A 21,019-nucleotide genomic window follows, 5' to 3' on the forward strand; every position below is an offset into this window, starting at 1 on the left:
AAATTCTATGCGCATCACACCCTCTTTAAATCGTCGTACCGTTGTCAGCCTTTTGACGGCTGGCGCATTTTCATCCATGCCAGCCTTTGCCCAATTTCGCGTAGAGGTTTCTGGTGTGGGCATGACCCAGTTGCCTATCGTCATCGCCCCGTTTCGGGGTGAAGCCCAATCCCCGCAAAAAATCGGCAGCATCGTCAAGGCTGATCTGGAGCGCAGCGGCATGTTTCGCGGGGTTGACGCTGCTGGCCTGGTGGCAGACGAAAACACCCGGCCAGACTTGGCCAGCTGGCGGCAAAAAGGCGCTGATGCGATAGTGACTGGCAGTGTTTCACCCCTTGCAGACGGCCGCTTTGATGTGCGTCTTCGTTTGTGGGATGTGGTGCGTGAGCAAGACTTGGGCGGTCAAAGCTACACCGTTACCAAACCTGACTTACGTCTTTCGGCGCACCGTGTTTCTGACTTTGTCTATGAAAAGCTGACGGGTGAAAAAGGTATTTTTTCCACACGCATCGCTTATGTGTCCAAGGCCGGGCAGCGCTACACGCTTTGGGTGGCCGACTCCGATGGGGAAAGTGCCCAGTCAGCCCTGGCCAGTCCTGAACCTATTATTTCGCCAGCCTGGTCGCCCAGCGGCTCGCAGTTGGCGTATGTCTCTTTTGAGTCCCGCAAGCCGGTGATTTATTCGCACGATGTGGCTACCGGAAAGCGTCGTTTGCTGGCAAATTTCAAAGGCTCAAACAGTGCCCCCGCCTGGTCTCCGGACGGAACCCAGCTGGTTGCCACTTTGAGCCAGGCCGGCGGTTCGCAAATTTTTTCAATCGGGCTCAATGGTGGTGAGCCCAAGCGTTTGACCCAGTCATCCAGCATTGATACAGAACCCGCATTTTCTGCAGATGGACGATCGATTTATTTTGTCAGTGACCGGGGAGGCTCGCCACAGATTTATCGCATGAACCCTGCCGGCGGCAACGCTGAGCGCGTGACCTTTACCGGTACTTACAACATTTCACCGGCCCCCAGTCCTGATGGACGCTGGCTGGCTTATGTTTCACGGGTAGGCGGTGGATACAAGCTGCATGTCATGGATCTCTCCAGCGGAACGGCGACAGCCATCACCGATACTTCTGCGGATGAAAGCCCCAGTTTTGCACCGAACAGCCGCTTGATCGTTTACGCCACCCAGCAACAGGGCAAAGAAGCCTTGATGACCACCACGCTGGACGGCAAGATAAAGGCGCGTTTGTCCGGAGCCAGCGGCGATATTCGTGAGCCTGACTGGGGCCCGTTCCAGCGCTAGTCAATAATTCAACGTTCATCTTTTTCTTTCAGCAGGGGTAACTCATGAAGCGCATTTTTTCTTCCATCATCTCGTCTCTTGTCCTTGCTACCACCTTGGTTGCTTGCGGCTCCAATGTCAAACTTGCGGATGTACCGGTTCAAGACAAGTCGTCAAGCAGCCAGCTGGCTGATGATGCAGCAGCGGCTGCCGCAGCAGCAGCAGCAGCCGGCAGGGGTGTCGCACCTGTACAAATAGACGCAACTGAAGGCTCTTTGGCGGGCCCGGCCAACACCGTAAAAACCATTTACTTTGACTTTGATAGCTACGTGGTGAAGCCTGAATTTCAAAGTGTTATCGAAGCGCATGCGAGATACCTGGCGGCTAACACCTCCCGGAAAATAGCCATTGAGGGCCACACCGATGAACGCGGGGGACGCGAGTACAACCTGGCTTTGGGTCAAAAACGTGCTGAGGCGGTGCGTCGGGCTTTGGCTCTGTCGGGTGTGACTGACTCTCAAGTAGAAGCAGTCAGTTTTGGCAAGGAAAAGCCGGCAACTTCCGGATTTGATGAGTCGTCAATGGCAAAAAATCGCCGTGCCGAGATCCGTTACCGTTAAGCAGGCAGGCCTACTGTGAAACTATTCAGACTTTCCATGGCGGTTGCAGCGTGTGTCATGGCGTTTGGCGCCCAGGCTGCTCTTTTTGACGACGATGGCGCGCGCAGGGCCATACTGGATTTGCGGCAAAAGGTCGATATTTCACAGCAGCGCACCACAGAAGAGCTTAAAAAAGTCAATGATGACAATGCACAGCTTCGCCGCAGCCTGCTTGAACTGTCAAACCAGATTGAGCTTTTGCGTGGTGAGGTGGCCAACCTGCGTGGTCAAACCGAGCAGTTGACCCGAGGCATTACTGACGTGCAGCGCACACAGAAAGACCTGACGCAGGGTGTCGATGAGCGACTGCGAAAGGTCGAACCCCTCAAGGTGACTGTGGACGGTAAGGAATTTGCAGTAGAGCCGGCTGAAAAGCAGGAGTTTGAGACTGCCCTTGCTACTTTGCGCAAAGGTGAGTTTGCCGCAGCACAAACAAGCTTTACTGCATTCATGAAACGTAACCCGCAAAGCGGCTACAAATCATCTTCGCTATTTTGGCTGGCCAACGCGCAATATGCCTTGCGCGACTACAAGTCGGCTGTCATCAATTTCCGCGCACTGGTGACTGCTGATCCCGAGCATCTTCGTGCGCCAGAAGCGTTGCTGTCGATGGCCAACTGCCTGGTGGAGCTCAAGGACGCCAAAGGGGCCCGAAAAGCGCTGGAAGATCTTGTCAAAGAGTATCCGGCATCAGAAGCTGCCTCTGTCGCCAAGGAGCGACTCGCCAAAATGAAGTAGTGCCAAGTCTGGGTGTTGCACAAAGAAATAGAATGCGCTTTATAACCGTTTGAGTGCTAAATATGCCTTTTGTGCAGTTCTGACGGGCATATTGTGCTATTAAAAACAGAGTGATTTTGCCAGTTCTGAATCCATAAGGTACATCGTTGCCCTACCTTGGGCGTTGTCGCTTTTATTTAGCTTGGCGCATTTCATAAGGCTCACGCCTTCCGGCACTGGTTCAAGATCAGCGATTCGCCCAGCGGTAACTCACAGTAGCGACGTAAAAACCCTTAATCAGCAGGGGAACGTGGTTGTGCCGTTCTTTGAGCGGAGGCAGCTTGATGCGACACACATTAAGGCGAAAAAACAGCACTTCCTGGAAATGTCCGGCACAAACTTCTTCGCGCAGATTGACGTTGCCTGTGGATGAAACGGTTGTTGACTGCCGTCTCAATAAAGAAGGCTACATTTTCAGCGAAGCGTCATGCTGGGTTCAGATAAGCCTGCGCGTGCCAATTTTGCTGTGTTCAGCGTTCTACTTGGCCCGGTAACTTGTCAAAATCTCGTTAACCAGTTCAAAATTGGCGTTTGCATACAGCTTTGAATAAAAAAATTGCACATCATGAATTTTAAAAAAATAGTCATTCTCGGTACCGGCGGCACGATTGCCGGCCGTGCATCCAGCGCGTTCGACAACGTCGGATACGCGGCAGCACAGGTGGGTATCGCGCAATTGCTGGCCGATATTCCCTCGCTTGCTGAAGGCGGGCCGATCATTTCTGAGCAGATTGCGCAGCTTGACAGCAAAGACATGAGCTTTGCTGTTTGGCAGCAACTGGCCCAGCGTGTCAATTATTTCCTGGCCTGCGACGATGTTCAGGGCATCGTCATCACGCACGGCACCGATACGCTGGAAGAAACTGCTTATTTTCTGCAGGCCATGTGCCGGCCTGACAAACCAGTGGTCATCACCTGCGCCATGCGCCCGGCTACAGCGCTGGTGCCCGATGGGCCACAAAATGTTCTTGATGCACTGGCGGTTGCGCGCCACGCGGGCGCCAGTGGCGTCGTTGCCGTGTGCGCGGGCACGATTCATGGCGCAGTCGATGTGCAAAAAGTGCATCCCTATAAGTTGGATGCTTTTAGTTCGGGCGATGCCGGTCCCATCGGCTATGTCGAGGAAGGTCGTCTAAGATTAGTGAGAAATTGGCCTGTAGCGCAAGAACAGCGGGCGCATGTAGCGATTGAAAAAGTAGCAAAATGGCCGCGTGTTGAAATCATCATGAGTTACGCAGGTGCCAGCGGGGCCATTGTGCAGGCTTTGCTTGATCAGGGCGTCGACGGTCTGGTGGTGGCCGCTACTGGTAATGGCACGGTTCACCAGGATTTGCAACATGCCTTGCTCAAGGCCCAGGCGGCAGGCGTGCGGGTGGTGCGCTCAACGCGCTGCGTCAATGGCCGGGTGCTGCCCGTGCCGGGCGATGCTATTGCGGACTCGAACGGCTTGAGTCCGGTGAAGGCACGGGTGGCGCTGATGCTCGAATTACTGGCTTGAGCGGGGCGGCCTGTGTCATTGCCGCGCGCAGAAAAAAGCCATCCGGCTGGATGGCTTGATACTGAAGTTTGTGAGTTGCTTCAGCTTGACAGGGCCTTGAAGGCTCTTTCTGTGATTTCATCAACGCTGCCCATGCCGCTGATGGCGCAGTATTTGGGTGCCACATCGGGCGCAGCCTTGGCCCAGCTGGAGTAGTAGTCAACCAGTGGGCGGGTTTGATCGCTATACACCTGCAGGCGCTTTGCCACAGTGTCTTCCTTGTCGTCCTCGCGCTGGATCAGCGGCTCGCCAGTCACATCATCTTTGCCTTCAACTTTAGGCGGGTTGTATTTGACGTGATAAGTGCGGCCTGAAACGCTGTGCGAGCGGCGTCCGCTCATGCGCTCGATGATGGCGTCAAACGGCACATCTATTTCCAGCACGTAATCGATTTTTACGCCTGCTGCCTTCATGGCATCGGCTTGTGGAATTGTGCGTGGAAAGCCATCGAACAAGAAGCCTTGCGCACAGTCGGGCTGGGCAATGCGTTCTTTCACCAGATTGATGATCAGGTCATCACTGACCAGGCCGCCAGCATCCATGATTTTTTTGGCTTCAATGCCCAGCGGTGTTCCCGCTTTCACGGCCGCGCGAAGCATGTCACCTGTAGAAATCTGGGGGATTGCGTATTTTTGGCAAATGAAAGTGGCTTGTGTGCCTTTTCCCGCGCCTGGCGCGCCCAACAAAATAAGTCTCATGGAAGTCCTCTGATTATTATGAATTCTGGATGTCAAGCTGAAAAGGCAACAGGCAAATGGGTCTGTCAGCCGCTTGACGGCAGTGGTTTTGCAAGCGTTTGGCTGCGTCCCACTTACGTTTTTTGTAAGGATATCATGCACATCCTTGACAGCAGCTTACGCAGGCGCAGGGGAATGCGGTGCATCGGCCAAGATTTTGCGTACACGCTCCAGATCTTCTGGCGTGTCCACGCCGGGGCCGGGCGCACGGTCTGTGACATGAACGGCAATCCGGTAGCCGTGCCACAGCGCACGCAGTTGCTCAAGCGACTCCAGTTGCTCCAGCGGGGCTTGCGGCAAGGTGGGGAACTGGCGCAAAAAACCCACCCGGTAGGCGTAGAGACCCACATGGCGGAGCGGCTTGGGTAACGCGCTGCCAGCTTCCCACCAGGCTTTGGCACCAAAGTCGCGGGCTGCAGGAATGGGGGAGCGGCTGAAATACAGCGCGGTCTGGCGCGCATCAAGCACCACCTTGACCACATTAGGGTTGAGCAGGTCGGCCAGCTGGTCAATCGAATGCGCGGCGGTGCTCATAGCGCAGTCAGGGCGCTCACTGAGCAGGCCGGCAACGGCATTGATCAGCGCAGGGTCGATCAGCGGCTCGTCGCCCTGCACATTCACCACGATGTCCTCGTCGGTCAGGCCGAGCAGGCTGCAGGCTTCAGCAAGCCGGTCACTGCCGCTGAGGTGGTCGATGCGGGTCAGTACGGACTGAATGCCGAAGGCCGAGCAATGGTCAATGATTGCCGCACTGTCAGCTGCCACCACCGTGCGAACGGCATCGCTTTGCAAGGCGCGCTGGGCCACCCGCACGACCATTGGCACCCCGTTGATATCGGCCAGCGGCTTGTTGGGAAGGCGCGAGGACGCCAGACGCGCCGGAATAAGGACGGAAAAACTCATGCGCACAAGAGCTGGTTTGGCATCACAGTCCCAGCTCTTCATCGGTCATGGGTCGTGCTTCGTTTTCCAGCATGACCGGGATGCCGTCGCGCACCGGATAGGCCAGGCGGGCACTGCGCGAGATGAGTTCGTGTTTTTCGCGGTCGTATTCAAGGCGCCCTTTGGTGACGGGGCAGACCAGCAGTTCAAGTAGTTTGGTGTCCATGATCAGATGGTAATTGAGAAATCAAAGGTGCCAGTAGTCCATTCAAGGCAGTAAAAAAAGCCGGCTCGGGTGAAAATTCCAGTGGCACAGCCAATAGCCTCAGCCCGGCATGGCCGGTCAATGCGAACAGTTTGACGGCGTCTTTTTCCGTGCACAACACCGTGCAGCCTGTCAAAGCACTCAGATCCTCCATCGTGAAATCATGGTGGTCGGGCAGGGCGATGGTTTTTTGCAGCCGCAGCCCGCGTGATCTGAGCATGTCAAAAAATGCCTCGGGATTGGCAATGCCCGCCAGCGCCACCAAGGGCTGATGGTCGAGTGCGTTGAATTCAACCCGGCTGCCGTCAGCCGCTACGGCGTAATCAGCCAGTTTGCGGCTGGAAGTGAAGCCCGCAAAAGCAGGCGTCAATCCGGTATGCAGAACCAGATTGACGCCTTGGTGCAGGCGCTCAGGCCAAGGCTCGCGCAGTGGCCCGGCCGGCAGCAGCCAGCCATTGCCCACGCCTTTGTCATCAAACACGGCAATTTCGATGTTGCGCGACAAAGCATAGTGCTGCAGGCCGTCGTCGCACACCACCACGTCTGTTGCCGGGTAGCGGGCCAGCAAACTGCGCACAGCTTCAGTGCGCAGTTTTGCTACGAAAACAGGAGCACCTGTCGCCCGCTGGATAAGCGCTGGCTCGTCACCGGACTCATAAGTCGGAGTTTCTGGCCTGACTTGCAGGCTTTCCTGGCTTGAACGGCCGTAACCGCGCGAAACCACACCCACCTGCAATCCCTGCGACTGCAAATGTTTGACGATGGCCATCACCAGCGGTGTTTTTCCGGCCCCGCCGGCGACGACATTGCCCACCACAACGATGGCAACGTCAAAGCGGTCAACGGCAAAAAAGCCGCTTCGGTACAAAGACCGGCGCACGCGCACCAGAATGCCATGGATTTGTGCGATTGGCCAGAGCAGCCAAGCCAGCCAGCCGCGTACGCGCCAGGCTTTTAGCAGAGCTTGTTTCACGCCTGAAGCCTGTTTGACAAGATTTCCAAGGCCTGCGCCTACCTTGCGCTTGCCTGCGCAGCGCTTTGCGTGGCGAAGGTAATTTGCGTCAGACCTTGGCGACGTGCGGCTTCCATGACGCTGATGACGGACTGGTGGGTGGCGCTGGCATCGGCGCTGATGATGACGCTGTCTTTGCCGGCCTTGGCTGCCAGGCTGAGGGCTGCGCCCAGCACCTCGATCCCCCGGCCATTCACCAGGGTTTTGTTGACCATGTAGCGGCCATCGCTGCTGACAGCAACGATGATTTCCTTGGGATAGTCGCGCTGCTGCTCTGCATCGGCGGTCGGCAGCTTGACCTGAAGTTCGGTGAATTTGCTGTAGGTGGTCGAGAGCATCAAAAAAATGAGTACGACCAGCAACACATCGATAAATGGAATCAGGTTGATTTCCGGTTCTGCGCGTGCATGAGGACGAAAGTTCATAAAAGCCCCCTTGGCGCACGCTGATGAATTGGTGAATGTTGCGCACCAAACGCAGTCAATAGCGTGGAGGCCATGATTACTTGCGCAGTGTATTGAGATGCCGCATAAAGCGTTCGGCTGAAAGTTCCATGGTCAGCAGGTAACCGTCTACCCGCGCACGGAAGTAACGCCAGAAAATGAGTGCGGGTATGGCGACCATCAGACCAAAAGCGGTGTTGTACAGCGCCATGGAAATGCCTTGCGCCAGCTGGGCCGGATTGCCGCCGCCTGCATTGCCACTGCCGCCGGTCTGGGAGCCAAAAATTTCAATCATGCCAATCACCGTTCCCAGCAAGCCCAGCAAAGGTGCCGCAGAAGCAATCGTGGCCAGCGCAGCCAGATAGCGTTCCAGTTTGTGCGCTGCCTGCCGACCCGCCCCTTCTAAAGTAGAGCGCAGATCGGCTTCGGTGAGGTACGGATTGGCGCTGAGCGCATACAAGCCACTGGCCAGTACTTCACCCAGCAGTGAATTTTGCGCCAGCTTGAGCATCACATCCGGGGGCGGAACTTCGCCACGAGAAACAATCAGCGCTTCACCAAGCAGTTTGGGCGGGATGATCTTATTTGGTTGAAGGCTTGAAAATCGCTCAATGATCAGTGCCAGCGCCGCTATGGAGCAAGCTACCAAGGGCCAGATAGGCCAGCCAGCCGCTTGTATGATCGAAAACAATACACATCTCCATACAGATTATTTGTGCTGGATTATGGCTTACGGCAATGGGCACGCTTTGCGCTTGGTGAGACTTTCGCCTGAGTGTTTTGATGGACAGTATGTGCCCTGAGTAGCCCACAAAATCTGTGGATAACTTTGTGGATAAGTCTGTTGCAGTGACGCGCTAACCCGCATCAGGCCGTCATTGTGACAAAACGATGAAAATTTAAGCAGAACTATCTTATTTAAAATCAATGAGTTATACCTATTCATCGGGCTATCAGAGGCTTTCAGACACTTTGACAAACCTTTGGCCGGGTGTCGTGAATTACTTCCTGCCTGAAGATGCCGGAGACGCCAATGGCTGATGCTTTTTTGTCTCGTGAAAAACCTGTTGGCGCGCCTCGTGACAGCGGTGTGCGAATCTGGCCGGTCGGCTCACTGTTGAGGGCTATTGCCGATAGCCTAGAAGCCAGATTCAATCCTGTGGCGGTGCAGGGCGAGCTGACCGGTTTTTCGCGTGCGTCCAGCGGGCACTGCTATTTTTCGCTTAAAGACGCGCAGGGGCAGGTTCGCTGCGCCATGTTCCGCCGGGCTGCAGGGCTGCTGGATTTTTCCCCGCGTGATGGGCAATTGGTTGAATTGCGCGGACGGCTGGGCGTGTATGAGCCGCGTGGAGAGTTGCAACTGGTGGTTGAGTCCATGCGCCAGTCCGGACAGGGCACTCTTTTTGAGCAATTCCTGCAACTCAAGGCCAGGCTTGAAGCCGAAGGGCTTTTTGAAAGTGCTCGCAAGCGGCCTTTGCCGCTCATGCCGCGTGCCATCGGTGTGGTGACTTCATTGGGGGCGGCGGCTTTGCATGATGTGATCACAGCCCTTCAGCGCCGGGCGCCGCATATTCCAGTGGTCATCTATCCGGCCAGCGTGCAGGGCGCGCAGGCCGCAGGCGAGTTGCGCGATGCGTTGCGCAAAGCCGGCGGGCGACGCGAGCAGGATCAGGTTGATGTGCTGCTGCTGGTTCGCGGCGGCGGGGCTATGGAGGATCTGTGGGCCTTCAACGATGAGGCGCTGGCCCGCGCCATCATTGAGTCGCCCATGCCCGTGGTTTGCGGCGTGGGGCATGAAACGGATTTCACCATCGCTGATTTTTGTGCCGATGTGCGCGCGCCAACCCCCACGGCGGCGGCAGAGTTGTGTGCACAGCCTCAAGCCAGCGGGCTGAATGCGCTGGATATTGTTTTGTCCCGCCTGCAAAACGGGGTCGAGCGACAACTGCAATCGCACAACCAGCGGCTGGATCGGGCGGCGTTGCGCGTCAGCCAACCCTCGCATCTGGTCACGCGCCAGCAAGCACGATTGGCGGGGGTTGCGCAAAACCTGCGCCATTCGATTCGCGCCAACCTGCTACACAAACAGGCCCGGCTAGATGCTTTGGGTACGGGTTTCACCAAGGAAATCAATGCCAGCGTGCAACGCAGCCGCCAGCAACTTCAAAACGCAACCATGCGCCTTGAACTGCTGGACCCGAAACTGGTTTTACAGCGAGGCTATGCATGGCTGTCAGACTTGCAGGGCCAGCCCATTACGGCGGCAACAATGACGCACATCGGCCAGCCTGTGCGCGCTACCCTTGCGGATGGGGAGGTCGATTTGACAGTTGCTGCACGCCGGCTCATTTAGTTTTTACAATGTCCCTGGCATGTCAGTGGACATCTAATCAACCCAAATAACCACCACGAGGAAATTTATGGAACACAAGCTCCCCCCGCTTCCGTATGCAATTGACGCCCTGGCCCCAGAGTACAGCCAGGAAACTCTTGAGTACCACTACGGCAAGCATCACAACGCCTATGTGGTCAACCTCAACAACCTGCAAAAAGGAACCGAGTTTGAGTCCATGACGCTCGAAGAGATCGTCAAGAAATCAAGCGGCGGCGTCTACAACAACGCAGCCCAGATATGGAATCACACTTTTTTCTGGAGCTGCATGAAGCCTTCGGGCGGTGGCGAACCTTCGGGCGCGCTGGCTGACGCCATCAACGCTAAATTCGGCTCCTACGCTGCTTTCAAGGAAGCCTTTGTAAAGTCTGCTGTCGGTAATTTCGGCTCAGGCTGGACATGGTTGGTCAAAAAAGCCGATGGCACGGTGGACATCGTCAATACAGGTGCTGCTGGCACGCCGCTCACCACAGGCGACAAGGCGTTGCTGACGGTGGACGTATGGGAGCATGCTTATTACATCGACTACCGCAATCAGCGTCCGAAGTTTGTGGAAACCTTCCTTTCCAACCTCGTGAACTGGGAATTTGCCGAGGCAAATTTCGCCTGATGCTTGACATCGCTTAACCGCGATTGAGACGCAAAAAAAAGCCGACTTGAAGTCGGCTTTTTTTGTGTGGTTTGCAGCGTTAGCGCGCGGCTTCAAAAATCGGCCCTGCCAGTTTGCTCCCGGGCTTGATGCCTTTCTTGGCAAACCAGCCTTTGTTCATCTCCAGCACATAGCGAACCGGTTGCGTCGAACAGTGCGAGTCGGTGGTTTGGGGTTTCATGTCGGCCATGTTCACAATGGTGCCGTCATCGGCCACGAAAGCAGCGGTCAAGGGCAAAATTGTATTTTTCATCCAGAAGCATTGCTGACTGGCTTGCTCGAACACAAAAATCATGCCTTCGTGCTGGGCCATGTCCTTGCGCTGCATCAGCCCGATTTGCCGCTGATCGGGCGTCATGGCCACTTGGGCATCAATCACATACATGCCGGCCGTAAGCTGGATGTGCTGTAAATTTGTTTGCGGTATTTCCTGTGCAATTGCGCATATTGGCATCTGCAGAGCCGCGATAGCCACGAGCGGCAGCAGACTTTTGCCAGCTCTGGCAAAGATAACGGAACAAGACTTTAAATACATTGACGCGCACCTGCTTGGAATTAAGTCATCAGCATAAACGACGCTCGTCAAAAAGCCCGCACGTGGCGGGCTTTTTGACTGAAGTTGCCAGGAATTACTTTTTGGCTTCAGCTTTTGCCTTTTTTGCAGCAGCGGCTTCAGCTTTCTTGGTAGCCATGGCTTCAGCTTTTGCCTTTTTTGCGGCAGCGGCTTCGGCCTTTTTGGCAGCCATAGCGTCAGCTTTTGCTTTTTTGGCTTCGGCTGCTTTTTCTTTCTTGGCCGCTTTGGCGGCAGCTTTTTCTTCTTTGGTCATGGCTGCAGGTTTTACGGCAGCAGCAGGTGCGGCGGCAACAGCAGGTGTTGCCGGCATGGCTGCCACGGCAGGCATTGCAGCTTTGGCTGGGGCCGCCGCAGGTGCTTGCGCATAAGCGCCAGCAGCAAAAAGGCCTGCGATCAATGTAGCGAGGATCTTGTTCATCTGTAATTCCTGGGGCGGTTGTTAAGGCAGATTTTGATTGAAAAACACTCCGAAAACTTCGGAGGTATTACCGTAACGAAGCTGCTTGCAAAGCGTTGACACGAGTGGCTAAATTTTTTTATATGAAATTTAGCCGCTAAAATTTAAATGCTTTTACCTAAATTGATAGAGTTAGCGTGTCTCGCAGAGGGCGCTATCTACGCTTACCGGAGAATTTTGCACATGTATCAGCACATCAAAGTGCCCGCCCAGGGCCAGAAAATCACTGTCAATGCCGACAACTCGTTGAATGTGCCTGACGAGCCCATCATTCCTTTTATCGAGGGCGATGGCACGGGGGTGGACATTTCTCCGGTGATGCTGAAAGTGGTTGATGCAGCCGTTGCCAAAGCCTACGACGGCAAGAAAAAAATTCACTGGATGGAAGTGTTTGCGGGTGAAAAGTCCACCAAAGTCTATGGCCCCGATGTGTGGCTGCCAGAAGAAACCCTGCATGCCGTCAAAGACTATGTGGTGTCGATCAAAGGGCCGCTGACAACACCTGTCGGCGGGGGTATCCGTAGCCTGAACGTGGCGCTGCGCCAAGAGCTGGATCTGTATGTCTGCCTGAGGCCCATCCAGTATTTTGCCGGTGTACCTTCTCCGGTCAAGGAACCGCAGAAAACCAACATGGTGATCTTTCGTGAAAATTCGGAAGACATTTATGCCGGTATCGAATTTGAATCGGGCAGCGAAAAGGTAAAAAAACTCATCCAGTTTCTGCAAGACGAACTCGGCGTCAAGAAAATCCGTTTCCCCAACACCTCGGGCATTGGCATCAAACCCGTCTCCAGCGAAGGCACCGAGCGCCTGATGCGAAAGGCGCTCCAGTACGCCATTGACAATGGCAAGCCCAGCGTGACCATCGTGCACAAGGGCAACATCATGAAATTCACCGAAGGAGGTTTTCGTGACTGGGCCTACGCGCTGGCACAAAATGAATTCGGCGCTGAACTGATCGACGGTGGCCCGTGGTGCCAATTCAAAAATCCGAAAACGGGCAAGGATATCGTCGTCAAGGACGTGATTGCCGACGCGTTCCTGCAACAAATCTTGCTGCGTCCCGCCGAATACAGCGTGATTGCCACGCTAAACCTGAACGGCGACTATATTTCCGACGCGCTGGCCGCACAGGTGGGCGGCATCGGCATTGCCCCCGGCGCCAACCTGAGCGACACCATTGCGATGTTTGAAGCGACCCATGGCACAGCGCCAAAATATGCCGGCAAAGACTATGTCAACCCCGGCTCCCTGATCTTGTCTGCTGAAATGATGCTGCGTCACATGGGCTGGCTTGAGGCTGCTGACCTCATCATCAGTTCAATGGAAAAGTCGATTAAATCGAAGAAAGTCACCTACGACTTTGCCCGGCTCATGGAGGGTGCGACGCAAGTAAGCTGTTCCGGTTTCGGCCAAGTAATGATTGACCACATGTAAACAGATAGGACTTTTTTAAAGTCCAGACCGCCCGGGAGCAATCCTGAGGCGGTTTTTTTCTTGGTGGCGTTGCAAATCGGCTTGAGTGCCACCAATTCCATTGTCCGATGCATTGAACGAAACCGATGGCTAGAATGAATTCCATGGCAACCAAACCCCCCAAAACTCCCACTCGACCGCCAGCCCCCGCCGTCAAACCCGCCGATGTCAACGGAGGTGACTCTGTCGTTCTGGAGCGCCGACCGCAAAAAACCAAGCCGCCGCAGATGTACCAGGTGGTGCTGCTCAACGATGACTACACACCCATGGAGTTTGTCGTGGTGGTGATTCAAGAGTTTTTCAACAAAGACCTCGAAACCGCGACTCAGATCATGCTCAAGATCCATCTTGATGGCAAAGGGATTTGCGGCGTATTCTCCCGAGACGTGGCAGCCACCAAGGTTGATCAGGTCACTGAAGCATCGCGAAAAAATGGCCATCCTTTGCAATGTGTCAGCGAACCCATTGAATAAAAGCAAAACCGGACAATATTCTCTTGTGAGTTCAAGAATTCAGTAAAGTATTTATCCAAGCAAGCCGAAAGGAAAATCTATGATTGCCCAGGAATTAGAAGTCAGCTTGCACATGGCCTTTGTGGAGGCACGCCAGCAACGCCACGAGTTCATCACCGTCGAACACCTGCTGCTGGCCCTGCTGGACAACCCCAGTGCGGCTGAAGTGCTGCGCGCCTGCTCAGCCAATGTGGATGATTTGCGCAAGGCGCTTGACAATTTCATCAAGGACAACACGCCGCAGGTAGCTGGCAGCGACGATGTCGATACGCAGCCTACGCTGGGTTTCCAGCGCGTGATCCAGCGCGCCATCATGCATGTGCAGTCCACAGGCAGCGGCAAAAAGGAAGTGACCGGCGCCAATGTGCTGGTGGCCATTTTTGGCGAAAAAGACTCGCATGCCGTGTACTACCTGCACCAGCAGGGCGTCACGCGCCTGGATGTGGTTAATTTCATTGCCCACGGCATCAAGAAAAGTGATCCGCCGGAGCCTACCAAGACCGGCGAGAGCGCGGCTGAAAATGAAGAAGGCGGCGAAAAGAATGAAAAAGCTTCGCCGCTGGAGCAGTACACCGTCAACCTCAACCAGCTGGCCAAGGAAGGCAAGATCGATCCGCTGATTGGCCGCCATTACGAGGTCGAGCGCGTGATCCAGATCCTGTGCCGTAGGCGCAAGAACAACCCGCTGCTGGTGGGTGAAGCCGGCGTGGGCAAGACGGCGATTGCCGAGGGCTTGGCCTGGCGCATCACGCAAAAAGACGTGCCCGAGATTCTGGCCGAGGCGCAGGTTTATTCGCTCGACATGGGTGCCTTGCTGGCGGGCACCAAGTACCGTGGCGATTTTGAGCAACGCCTCAAGGGCGTCTTGAAGTCGCTCAAGGACAAGCCCAACGGCATCCTGTTCATCGACGAAATTCACACGCTGATTGGTGCGGGCGCGGCTTCGGGCGGCACGCTGGATGCGTCCAACCTGCTCAAGCCAGCTCTCAGTTCGGGCCAGCTCAAGTGCATTGGTGCCACTACTTTCACCGAATATCGCGGCATTTTTGAAAAAGATGCGGCTCTGTCGCGGCGCTTTCAGAAGGTCGATGTGGTCGAGCCGACGGTGCAGGAAACCGTCGATATCCTCAAAGGCCTGAAGTCGCGCTTTGAAGAGCACCATGGCGTGAAATATGCCGTGGCTGCTCTGCAGGCGGCGGCTGAACTGAGCGCCAAGTACATCAACGACCGCCATTTGCCCGACAAGGCGATTGACGTGATCGACGAAGCGGGCGCAGCCCAGCGCATCCTGCCGGCCAACAAGCGCAAGAAAACCATCACCAAGACCGAGGTGGAAGAGATTGTGGCCAAGATCGCCCGTATCCCGCCCGCCAATGTGTCCAACGATGATCGCGGCAAGCTTAAAACCTTGGAACGTGACCTGAAAAGCGTGGTGTTTGGCCAGGACAAGGCGCTTGATGTGCTGGCGTCAGCCGTCAAGATGGCGCGCTCGGGGTTGGGTAAGGACGACAAGCCGATTGGCTCTTTCCTGTTCTCCGGCCCTACCGGCGTCGGCAAGACCGAGGCGGCCAAGCAACTTGCCTACATCATGGGCATTGAGCTGATCCGTTTTGACATGTCCGAGTACATGGAGCGCCATGCCGTGAGCCGCCTGATTGGCGCGCCTCCGGGCTATGTCGGGTTTGACCAGGGAGGATTGCTGACCGAAGCCGTGACCAAGAAGCCGCATTGCGTGCTGCTGCTCGATGAAATCGAAAAGGCCCATCCGGACATTTTCAACGTGCTGCTGCAGGTCATGGACCACGGCACGCTGACGGACAATAACGGGCGCAAGGCCGATTTCCGCAACGTGATCATCGTCATGACGACCAACGCGGGCGCTGAGACGATGAACAAGGCAACCATCGGTTTTACGAATCCGCGCGAAGCCGGCGACGAGATGGCCGACATCAAGCGCCTGTTCACGCCCGAGTTCCGCAACCGCCTGGACGCAGTGGTGAGCTTCAAGGCGCTCGACGAAGTAGTCATCCTTCGTGTAGTGGACAAGTTCCTGCTGCAGCTTGAAACCCAGCTGGCCGAGAAGAAGGTCGAGGTGACCTTCACAGACACGCTGCGCAAGTACCTGGGCAAAAAGGGCTTTGATCCGCTGATGGGCGCGCGTCCGATGCAGCGTCTGATCCAGGACACGATTCGCCGGGCGCTGGCTGACGAGTTGCTGTTTGGACGTTTGATTGATGGCGGCCGCCTGACGGTGGACATGAAGGTCACGACCGACGAGAAGGGCGTTGAAACCGGCGAAGTCGAGCTCGACATCCAGCCGCTGGCAAAACGCGAAGGCAAGGCCAAGCCTGAGCCGGAAGCGGCGGCAGAAACCAATTAAGCGACCTGAATTCAGGCGCCCATAAAAGGCCGGTAGCATCACGCTATCGGCTTTTTTCATTCCTTCTCTCCGCACTTAAGACCTCTTACCTTGACGCTTCCAGAAATCAGCTCCGAATGGGCAACCGGTTTTTCACTCGCCTGGAGCGCCTATATCGCCGTGCTGTCGATCTGGATCGTGATGCAAAAGCGGGCGCCCGTGTCCACCATGAGCTGGATACTGTCGCTGGCCTTGCTGCCTTTTGCCGGCTTCGTTATTTATTACTTTCTGGGCCCGCAGCGCCTGAAAAAACAGCGCATCAAACGCTTGCGCAGTCGCGTCGGCAAACGCAACCACGCCGACCAGGCCTTGCTGCGTGATGCCGCTGAAAAAGCGCCTGCAGCCTTGCGCCAGATTGCCGAGCTGGGCACCGCCACTTGCGGAATTCCGGTATCCAGTGCGACGTCCGTTGAGCTTCTTTCCGGCGGCGCAGCGACTTTTGAGCGTATTTTTGAGGCGATTCACGAGGCCCGCGACCATGTTCACCTGGAATACTACATTTTCGAGCCTGACCAGATTGGCACGGCACTGCGTGATTTGTTGGTGCTCAAGGCCAAGCAGGGCGTCACGGTCAGGCTGCTGGTCGATGCGCTGGGCTCGAAGAAGCTGGGGCGCAAGTTTCTGGCGCCGCTGCAGGCAGCTGGCGTGCATACCGCGCTTTTTCACGAAACCCGCATCGGTCGCCGGCTGCGTCCGGTGACCAACTACCGCACCCACCGCAAGATTGTGGTGTGTGACGGACGCGTCGGCTTCACGGGGGGTGTCAATATCACCGATGAAGAAGACCTGCGAGTCCAGTCGGATGCCTACCATGATGTGCATTTGCGCATTGAGGGCAGCGCCGTCAGCTGGCTGCAGACCACCTTTCTGGAAGACTGGGCTTACACCACCGGCGACTACCCGAGTGACAAACATACCGATGTTTCGCTGCTTTTGCCGCACCTGCTGCCCCAGATGGACGCTGGCGACATTCCGGTGCAAATCGTCACCAGCGGGCCTGACAATGCGCTGGAGCCCATTCACCGCATGCATGTGGCCGCCATCAACGCATCCATCCAGCGCGCCTGGCTGACTACGCCTTATTTCGTGCCGGGCGAGCCGGCCCTGATGGCGCTGACCAGTGCCGCGCTGCGCGGTGTCGATGTGCGCCTGTTGGTGCCGCACCGCAGCGACAGCCTGATCGTCAGCGCCGCAGCCCGCTCGTACTTTGATGAGCTGATCGCCGCAGGCGTTAAAGTTTGGGAATACAAGGGGCGCATGCTGCATTCCAAGACGCTGGTGGTGGACGGGCATTGCGCCATGATCGGCACGGCCAACTTTGACAACCGCAGTTTTCGCCTGAATTTTGAAGTGATGGCGGTCGTCTACGGCCAGGCGCTGGCCGAACCTTTAGCTGCCCAGTTTGAAACCGATTTGCGTAGCGCCATCCTGGTCAAGTCCCTGCGTCCGCAGCGCTTTTCCACGCGCCTGCTGGATGCGGTGGCGCGGCTTTTTTCACCTTTACTGTGAGTTTTTGCATGCTGACCCATACTTTTCTGTGGCACGACTACGAAACCTTCGGGCTCAATACCCGGCGCGACCGGCCAGCGCAGTTTGCCGGCATTCGCACCGATGCCGAGCTGAACGAAATCGGCGAGCCGGTGATGATTTACTGCCAGCCTGCCAACGACTATTTGCCTGATCCCGCTTCGTGCCTGATCACCGGCATCACGCCGCAGCATTGCCTGCAACACGGCGTGCCCGAACACGCTTTTGCCGCGCAGATCGAGCAACTGCTGGCCCAGCCCGGCACCATTGGCGTGGGCTACAACACCATCCGGTTTGATGATGAAGTGACGCGCTTCATGTTTTGGCGCAACCTGATCGACCCGTATGGCCGCGAGTGGCAAAACGACTGCGGCCGCTGGGATTTGCTCGATGTCGTGCGCATGGCGTATGCGCTGCGGCCCGAAGGCATCGTCTGGCCCATCAAACATGACGGCCCGCACGCCGGTAAAACCAGTTTCACCCTGCAAGACCTGGCGCGCGCCAATGGCCTGGTGCACGAAGCCGCACACGACGCCTTGTCGGATGTGCGCGCCACGATTGCGCTGGCGCGGCTGATTCGCACCGCCCAGCCGCGTCTGTTCGATTTTTGCCTGGGGCTGCACAAAAAAGACCGCGTCGCCGCCGAGTTGGGTCTGCCCGCCAGCCCGCAGCATGCCGTGCCGTTTTTGCATGTGTCCGGCATGTTTCCGTCAGAAAAAGGCTGCCTGGCCGTGATGTGGCCGCTGGCCACCCATCCAACCAATAAAAACGAGTTGCTCGCCTGGGACTTGGCCCATGACCCGAGCGAGTTGCCCCTGCTGGACGTGGCCACGCTGCGCCAGCGGCTGTTCAGCAAAGCCGCCGATTTGCCGGAAGGCGTGCAGCGGCTGCCAATGAAATCAGTTCACCTCAACAAGTCGCCGATGGTGGTGCGCAAACTGGCGACGCTGACGCCGCAAATGGCGGCCAAATGGGGCATTGATATGCAGGCTGCGCTGCGCAATGCTGAAAAAGCCGTCGCCCTGCCTGACATGAGCGCTATCTGGCCCGAGGTGTTTCAAAAGCCGCAAGAGGCTGCGCCCGACGTGGATGAAGACCTGTATGGCGGCTTCATCGGCAACGCTGACCGGCGGCGGCTGAACCAGTTGCTGGCCCTGTCACCCGCCGAGCTGGCGCATGAGCGCACCGGCTTTGACGATCCCCGGCTGAAAACGCTGCTGTTTCGCTACCGCGCCCGCAATTTCCCCGACACTCTGACGCTTGACGAAGCCGCATGCTGGGAGACGCACCGCGCTGCACGGCTGCTGGACGGCGAGGGCGGTGCGCGCAATGTGGACGCGCTGTTCGCCGCGATCGATACGCTGGCAGAAACGGCCGACGAGCGCGGCGAGGCGATTTTGGGCGCGCTGTATGACTACGCCGAGGCGATTGCCCCGGAACTGTGAGTCTAGAACGCCGCTTTTGATGTGCTAAATGCTATTTTATTGATAGCTGTTAGTGCACGTAGTTAAAGCGCCAGAGGCTGATTTGACGTTGAAATAGGGATAAAACTATTTTTCAGTCTTTCAAAGCCCCTGCCAATCCATCACTTCGACCGCAGCCATTGACCGCATACCGACGATGCGAGCATGTCGACCATCTTTTTCCTCTTTTTTACCTTCCTGATTCTTCTCAAACCATAAGGACAAAACATGGCTCAGCCCATTCGAATCGCCATCGCCGGTCACGGCAATCTGGGACGCGGTGTTGAAGCGTCGCTGCTCAAAAACCCCGACATGCAGCTGGTCGGCATTTACACCCGCCGCCCGCCGGAGCAGCTCACGCCGCTGCAAAGCGCCACGCCGGTGTACGCCATGGACGACTTGAGTGGCCACACGGCTGATATTGACGTGCTGATTCTGTGCGGTGGCTCGAAAGAGGATTTGCCCCGGCAAGGCCCGGCGTTGGCAGCTTTGTTTAACACCGTGGACAGCTTTGACACGCATGCGCGCATTCCGGAGTACTTTGCCGCCGTTGATGCGCCTGCCCGAGCCGGTCAGAAAACCGCGCTGATTTCTGCCGGCTGGGACCCTGGAATGTTTTCGGTGAACCGCGTCATGGCTGAGGCGCTGCTGCCCGATGGCGCCACCGATACGTTTTGGGGCAAAGGCTTGAGCCAGGGCCACTCCGACGCGATTCGGCGCGTGCCCGGTGTGGCGGGCGGCGTGCAATACACGTTGCCCGTGCCTGCGGCGGTCGATTTGGTGCGCAGCGGCACGCGGCCCGAACTTACGACACGCCAAAAACACACGCGTGAATGCTTTGTGGTGCTGCAAGACGGGGCGGATGCCGACGCAGTGCGCCAAGCCATCCAGACCATGCCGCATTACTTTGACGCTTACGACACCTCGGTGAATTTCATTAGTGCTAGAGCCTTGCAGCGTGACCACAGCGCCATGCCGCATGGCGGTTTTGTGATTCGCAGCGGCAATACGTCTGAGGGCAACACGCAGGTGATCGAGTACGGCCTGAAGCTCGCCAGTAACCCTGAGTTCACCGCCAGCGTGCTGGTGGCTTATGCCCGCGCTGTGCATCGCTTGCATCAGTTGGGCCACTACGGCGCCAAAACCGTGTTTGACGTGCCGCCCGGCCTGCTGTCAGCCAAAAGCGCAGAGCAATTGCGCGCCGAGCAGCTTTAATACGTCCTTCTGCTCAGTCGCTGGCTGGGGCTGCTTGGTAGTCTTAATCAGGAAAGAAACTAGCCAGCTGTCCGGTTTGCCAGGGCGGGTATTTCGCCATGACCTGCGCCAGCAGCGCGCCGCTTTCCCAGTGCGCCAGCCAGCGGGCCAATGCCCGCCAGGGCTGCGCTGCAAACCACGCGGCATCGGTGTGGGCAAACTGCCGGACAAAGGGCAGCAGCGCCATGTCGGCTAGAGAAGGGCTGGCGCCGAACAGCCAGTCGTGGTTTTCCAGCCGGTTTTGCAGCGTCATCAGCCACTGCGCGGCGCTGTCTCGGTGGTGTTCGGCAAACTGCCGGGCCGCCTCGCTGGCATCGGTCTGCGCGGACAGGAAGCGATGCGGGTATTTATAACGATCCAGCGCTTGCTTGAACGGCCCGTCGTTGGCTGCAATCATTGCCTGCATCGCGTCAAGTGAGCCGATTGGCGGTGTCAGCCAGCATTCGGGGTCATGCTGGCGCAAGGCCCAGAGCATGATGTCCAGACTGTGTTCCAGCACCTCGCCATTAGCAACGCGCAGCACTGGCACCGTCGCTTTGTGCGAAGCCTCCAGCAGCGCTTGTGGTTTGTTGCGCAAAACCACTTCGCGCAATTCACACACCTGACCACTCACGGCCAGCGCCAGTCTCGCCCGCATGGCATACGGGCAACGGCGAAAGGAATAAAGAATGGGCATGGTCATGGTCATCGTGGCAGAGCGGGTAGGGA

Annotated in this window: 21 protein-coding genes; 12 read left to right on the forward strand and 9 right to left on the reverse strand. The window is 56.8% G+C overall.

What is annotated here, in order from left to right; all coding sequences use genetic code 11:
- Positions 1–7: 7 nt before the first annotated feature.
- The 4 genes from tolB to RCH06_RS09380 all read left to right on the forward strand — a co-directional run bounded on the left by tolB (position 8) and on the right by RCH06_RS09380 (position 4,210).
- Complete coding sequence (gene tolB, locus RCH06_RS09365) at positions 8–1,297, forward strand: Tol-Pal system beta propeller repeat protein TolB (protein WP_327081188.1); 1,290 nt, start codon at positions 8–10, stop codon at positions 1,295–1,297.
- Positions 1,298–1,341: 44 nt separating this feature from the next.
- Positions 1,342–1,896 (forward strand): peptidoglycan-associated lipoprotein Pal, encoded by a 555-nt coding sequence (gene pal / locus RCH06_RS09370; RefSeq protein WP_327081189.1) that lies wholly within the window; start codon positions 1,342–1,344, stop codon positions 1,894–1,896.
- A 36-nt stretch (positions 1,897–1,932) separates the two neighbouring features.
- Positions 1,933–2,673: a tol-pal system protein YbgF gene (gene ybgF / locus RCH06_RS09375; protein ID WP_327081190.1), complete on the forward strand. Its 741-nt coding sequence runs from the start codon at positions 1,933–1,935 to the stop codon at positions 2,671–2,673.
- A 604-nt stretch (positions 2,674–3,277) separates the two neighbouring features.
- Positions 3,278–4,210 carry an asparaginase gene (locus RCH06_RS09380; RefSeq protein ID WP_327081191.1) on the forward strand — a complete coding sequence of 311 codons (933 nt, stop codon included), beginning with the start codon at positions 3,278–3,280 and terminating at the stop codon, positions 4,208–4,210.
- Positions 4,211–4,290: 80 nt separating this feature from the next.
- Here RCH06_RS09380 and adk read toward each other — a convergent pair whose 3' ends face one another.
- From adk to RCH06_RS09410, 6 genes are all read right to left on the reverse strand, one after another.
- The gene (gene adk / locus RCH06_RS09385; protein WP_327081192.1) at positions 4,291–4,947 is read right to left on the reverse strand and encodes an adenylate kinase; all 657 of its coding nucleotides are present in this window, start codon (positions 4,945–4,947) and stop codon (positions 4,291–4,293) included.
- A gap of 156 nt (positions 4,948–5,103) precedes the next feature.
- The gene (kdsB, locus tag RCH06_RS09390) at positions 5,104–5,889 is read right to left on the reverse strand and encodes a 3-deoxy-manno-octulosonate cytidylyltransferase (protein ID WP_327081193.1); all 786 of its coding nucleotides are present in this window, start codon (positions 5,887–5,889) and stop codon (positions 5,104–5,106) included.
- A 22-nt stretch (positions 5,890–5,911) separates the two neighbouring features.
- Complete coding sequence (locus RCH06_RS09395; RefSeq protein ID WP_327081194.1) at positions 5,912–6,094, reverse strand: Trm112 family protein; 183 nt, start codon at positions 6,092–6,094, stop codon at positions 5,912–5,914.
- On the reverse strand, positions 6,075–7,106 hold the full coding sequence (gene lpxK / locus RCH06_RS09400; RefSeq protein ID WP_327081195.1) for a tetraacyldisaccharide 4'-kinase: 1,032 nt from the start codon (positions 7,104–7,106) through the stop codon (positions 6,075–6,077). The genes RCH06_RS09395 and lpxK overlap by 20 nt, the downstream gene beginning before the upstream one ends.
- 38 nt (positions 7,107–7,144) lie before the next feature.
- On the reverse strand, positions 7,145–7,570 hold the full coding sequence (locus RCH06_RS09405; RefSeq protein ID WP_327081196.1) for an ExbD/TolR family protein: 426 nt from the start codon (positions 7,568–7,570) through the stop codon (positions 7,145–7,147).
- Positions 7,571–7,646: 76 nt separating this feature from the next.
- Entirely contained in the window at positions 7,647–8,279 is a 633-nt protein-coding gene (locus RCH06_RS09410) for a MotA/TolQ/ExbB proton channel family protein (protein ID WP_327081197.1), read from the reverse strand.
- Between the two features lie 342 nt (positions 8,280–8,621).
- On the opposite strand from RCH06_RS09410, the gene xseA reads away from it, so the two are divergent.
- Both xseA and RCH06_RS09420 read left to right on the forward strand, forming a co-directional pair.
- Positions 8,622–9,941: an exodeoxyribonuclease VII large subunit gene (gene xseA / locus RCH06_RS09415; protein WP_327081198.1), complete on the forward strand. Its 1,320-nt coding sequence runs from the start codon at positions 8,622–8,624 to the stop codon at positions 9,939–9,941.
- 67 nt (positions 9,942–10,008) lie between these two features.
- Entirely contained in the window at positions 10,009–10,590 is a 582-nt protein-coding gene (locus RCH06_RS09420) for a superoxide dismutase (RefSeq protein ID WP_327081199.1), read from the forward strand.
- A 79-nt stretch (positions 10,591–10,669) separates the two neighbouring features.
- Here RCH06_RS09420 and RCH06_RS09425 read toward each other — a convergent pair whose 3' ends face one another.
- Both RCH06_RS09425 and RCH06_RS09430 read right to left on the reverse strand, forming a co-directional pair.
- On the reverse strand, positions 10,670–11,083 hold the full coding sequence (locus RCH06_RS09425) for a DUF192 domain-containing protein (protein WP_327081237.1): 414 nt from the start codon (positions 11,081–11,083) through the stop codon (positions 10,670–10,672).
- Positions 11,084–11,258: 175 nt separating this feature from the next.
- Positions 11,259–11,456: a hypothetical protein gene (locus tag RCH06_RS09430; RefSeq protein WP_327081200.1), complete on the reverse strand. Its 198-nt coding sequence runs from the start codon at positions 11,454–11,456 to the stop codon at positions 11,259–11,261.
- 381 nt (positions 11,457–11,837) lie between these two features.
- Here RCH06_RS09430 and icd point away from each other — a divergent pair, with 381 nt between their 5' ends.
- The 6 genes from icd (at position 11,838) to RCH06_RS09460 (ending at position 20,272) form a co-directional block, all read left to right on the forward strand.
- Positions 11,838–13,097, forward strand: a complete 1,260-nt coding sequence (gene icd, locus RCH06_RS09435) for an NADP-dependent isocitrate dehydrogenase (protein WP_327081201.1) — start codon at positions 11,838–11,840, stop codon at positions 13,095–13,097.
- Between the two features lie 143 nt (positions 13,098–13,240).
- A complete protein-coding gene (gene clpS / locus RCH06_RS09440) occupies positions 13,241–13,609 on the forward strand; it encodes an ATP-dependent Clp protease adapter ClpS (RefSeq protein ID WP_327081202.1) in 369 nt (122 codons plus the stop codon).
- A 79-nt stretch (positions 13,610–13,688) separates the two neighbouring features.
- The gene (gene clpA, locus RCH06_RS09445; RefSeq protein WP_327081203.1) at positions 13,689–16,028 is read left to right on the forward strand and encodes an ATP-dependent Clp protease ATP-binding subunit ClpA; all 2,340 of its coding nucleotides are present in this window, start codon (positions 13,689–13,691) and stop codon (positions 16,026–16,028) included.
- 90 nt (positions 16,029–16,118) lie between these two features.
- Entirely contained in the window at positions 16,119–17,576 is a 1,458-nt protein-coding gene (cls, locus tag RCH06_RS09450; RefSeq protein WP_327081204.1) for a cardiolipin synthase, read from the forward strand.
- 8 nt (positions 17,577–17,584) lie between these two features.
- The gene (gene sbcB / locus RCH06_RS09455; protein ID WP_327081205.1) at positions 17,585–19,039 is read left to right on the forward strand and encodes an exodeoxyribonuclease I; all 1,455 of its coding nucleotides are present in this window, start codon (positions 17,585–17,587) and stop codon (positions 19,037–19,039) included.
- 246 nt (positions 19,040–19,285) lie between these two features.
- On the forward strand, positions 19,286–20,272 hold the full coding sequence (locus tag RCH06_RS09460) for a diaminopimelate dehydrogenase (protein WP_327081206.1): 987 nt from the start codon (positions 19,286–19,288) through the stop codon (positions 20,270–20,272).
- Positions 20,273–20,315: 43 nt separating this feature from the next.
- Here the strand turns inward: RCH06_RS09460 and RCH06_RS09465 are convergent, their stop codons facing one another.
- On the reverse strand, positions 20,316–20,999 hold the full coding sequence (locus RCH06_RS09465) for a glutathione S-transferase (RefSeq protein ID WP_327081207.1): 684 nt from the start codon (positions 20,997–20,999) through the stop codon (positions 20,316–20,318).
- Positions 21,000–21,019: the final 20 nt, after the last annotated feature.

Source organism: Polaromonas sp. CG_9.5, from assembly GCF_035984465.1.
GTDB lineage: Bacteria > Pseudomonadota > Gammaproteobacteria > Burkholderiales > Burkholderiaceae_C > Polaromonas.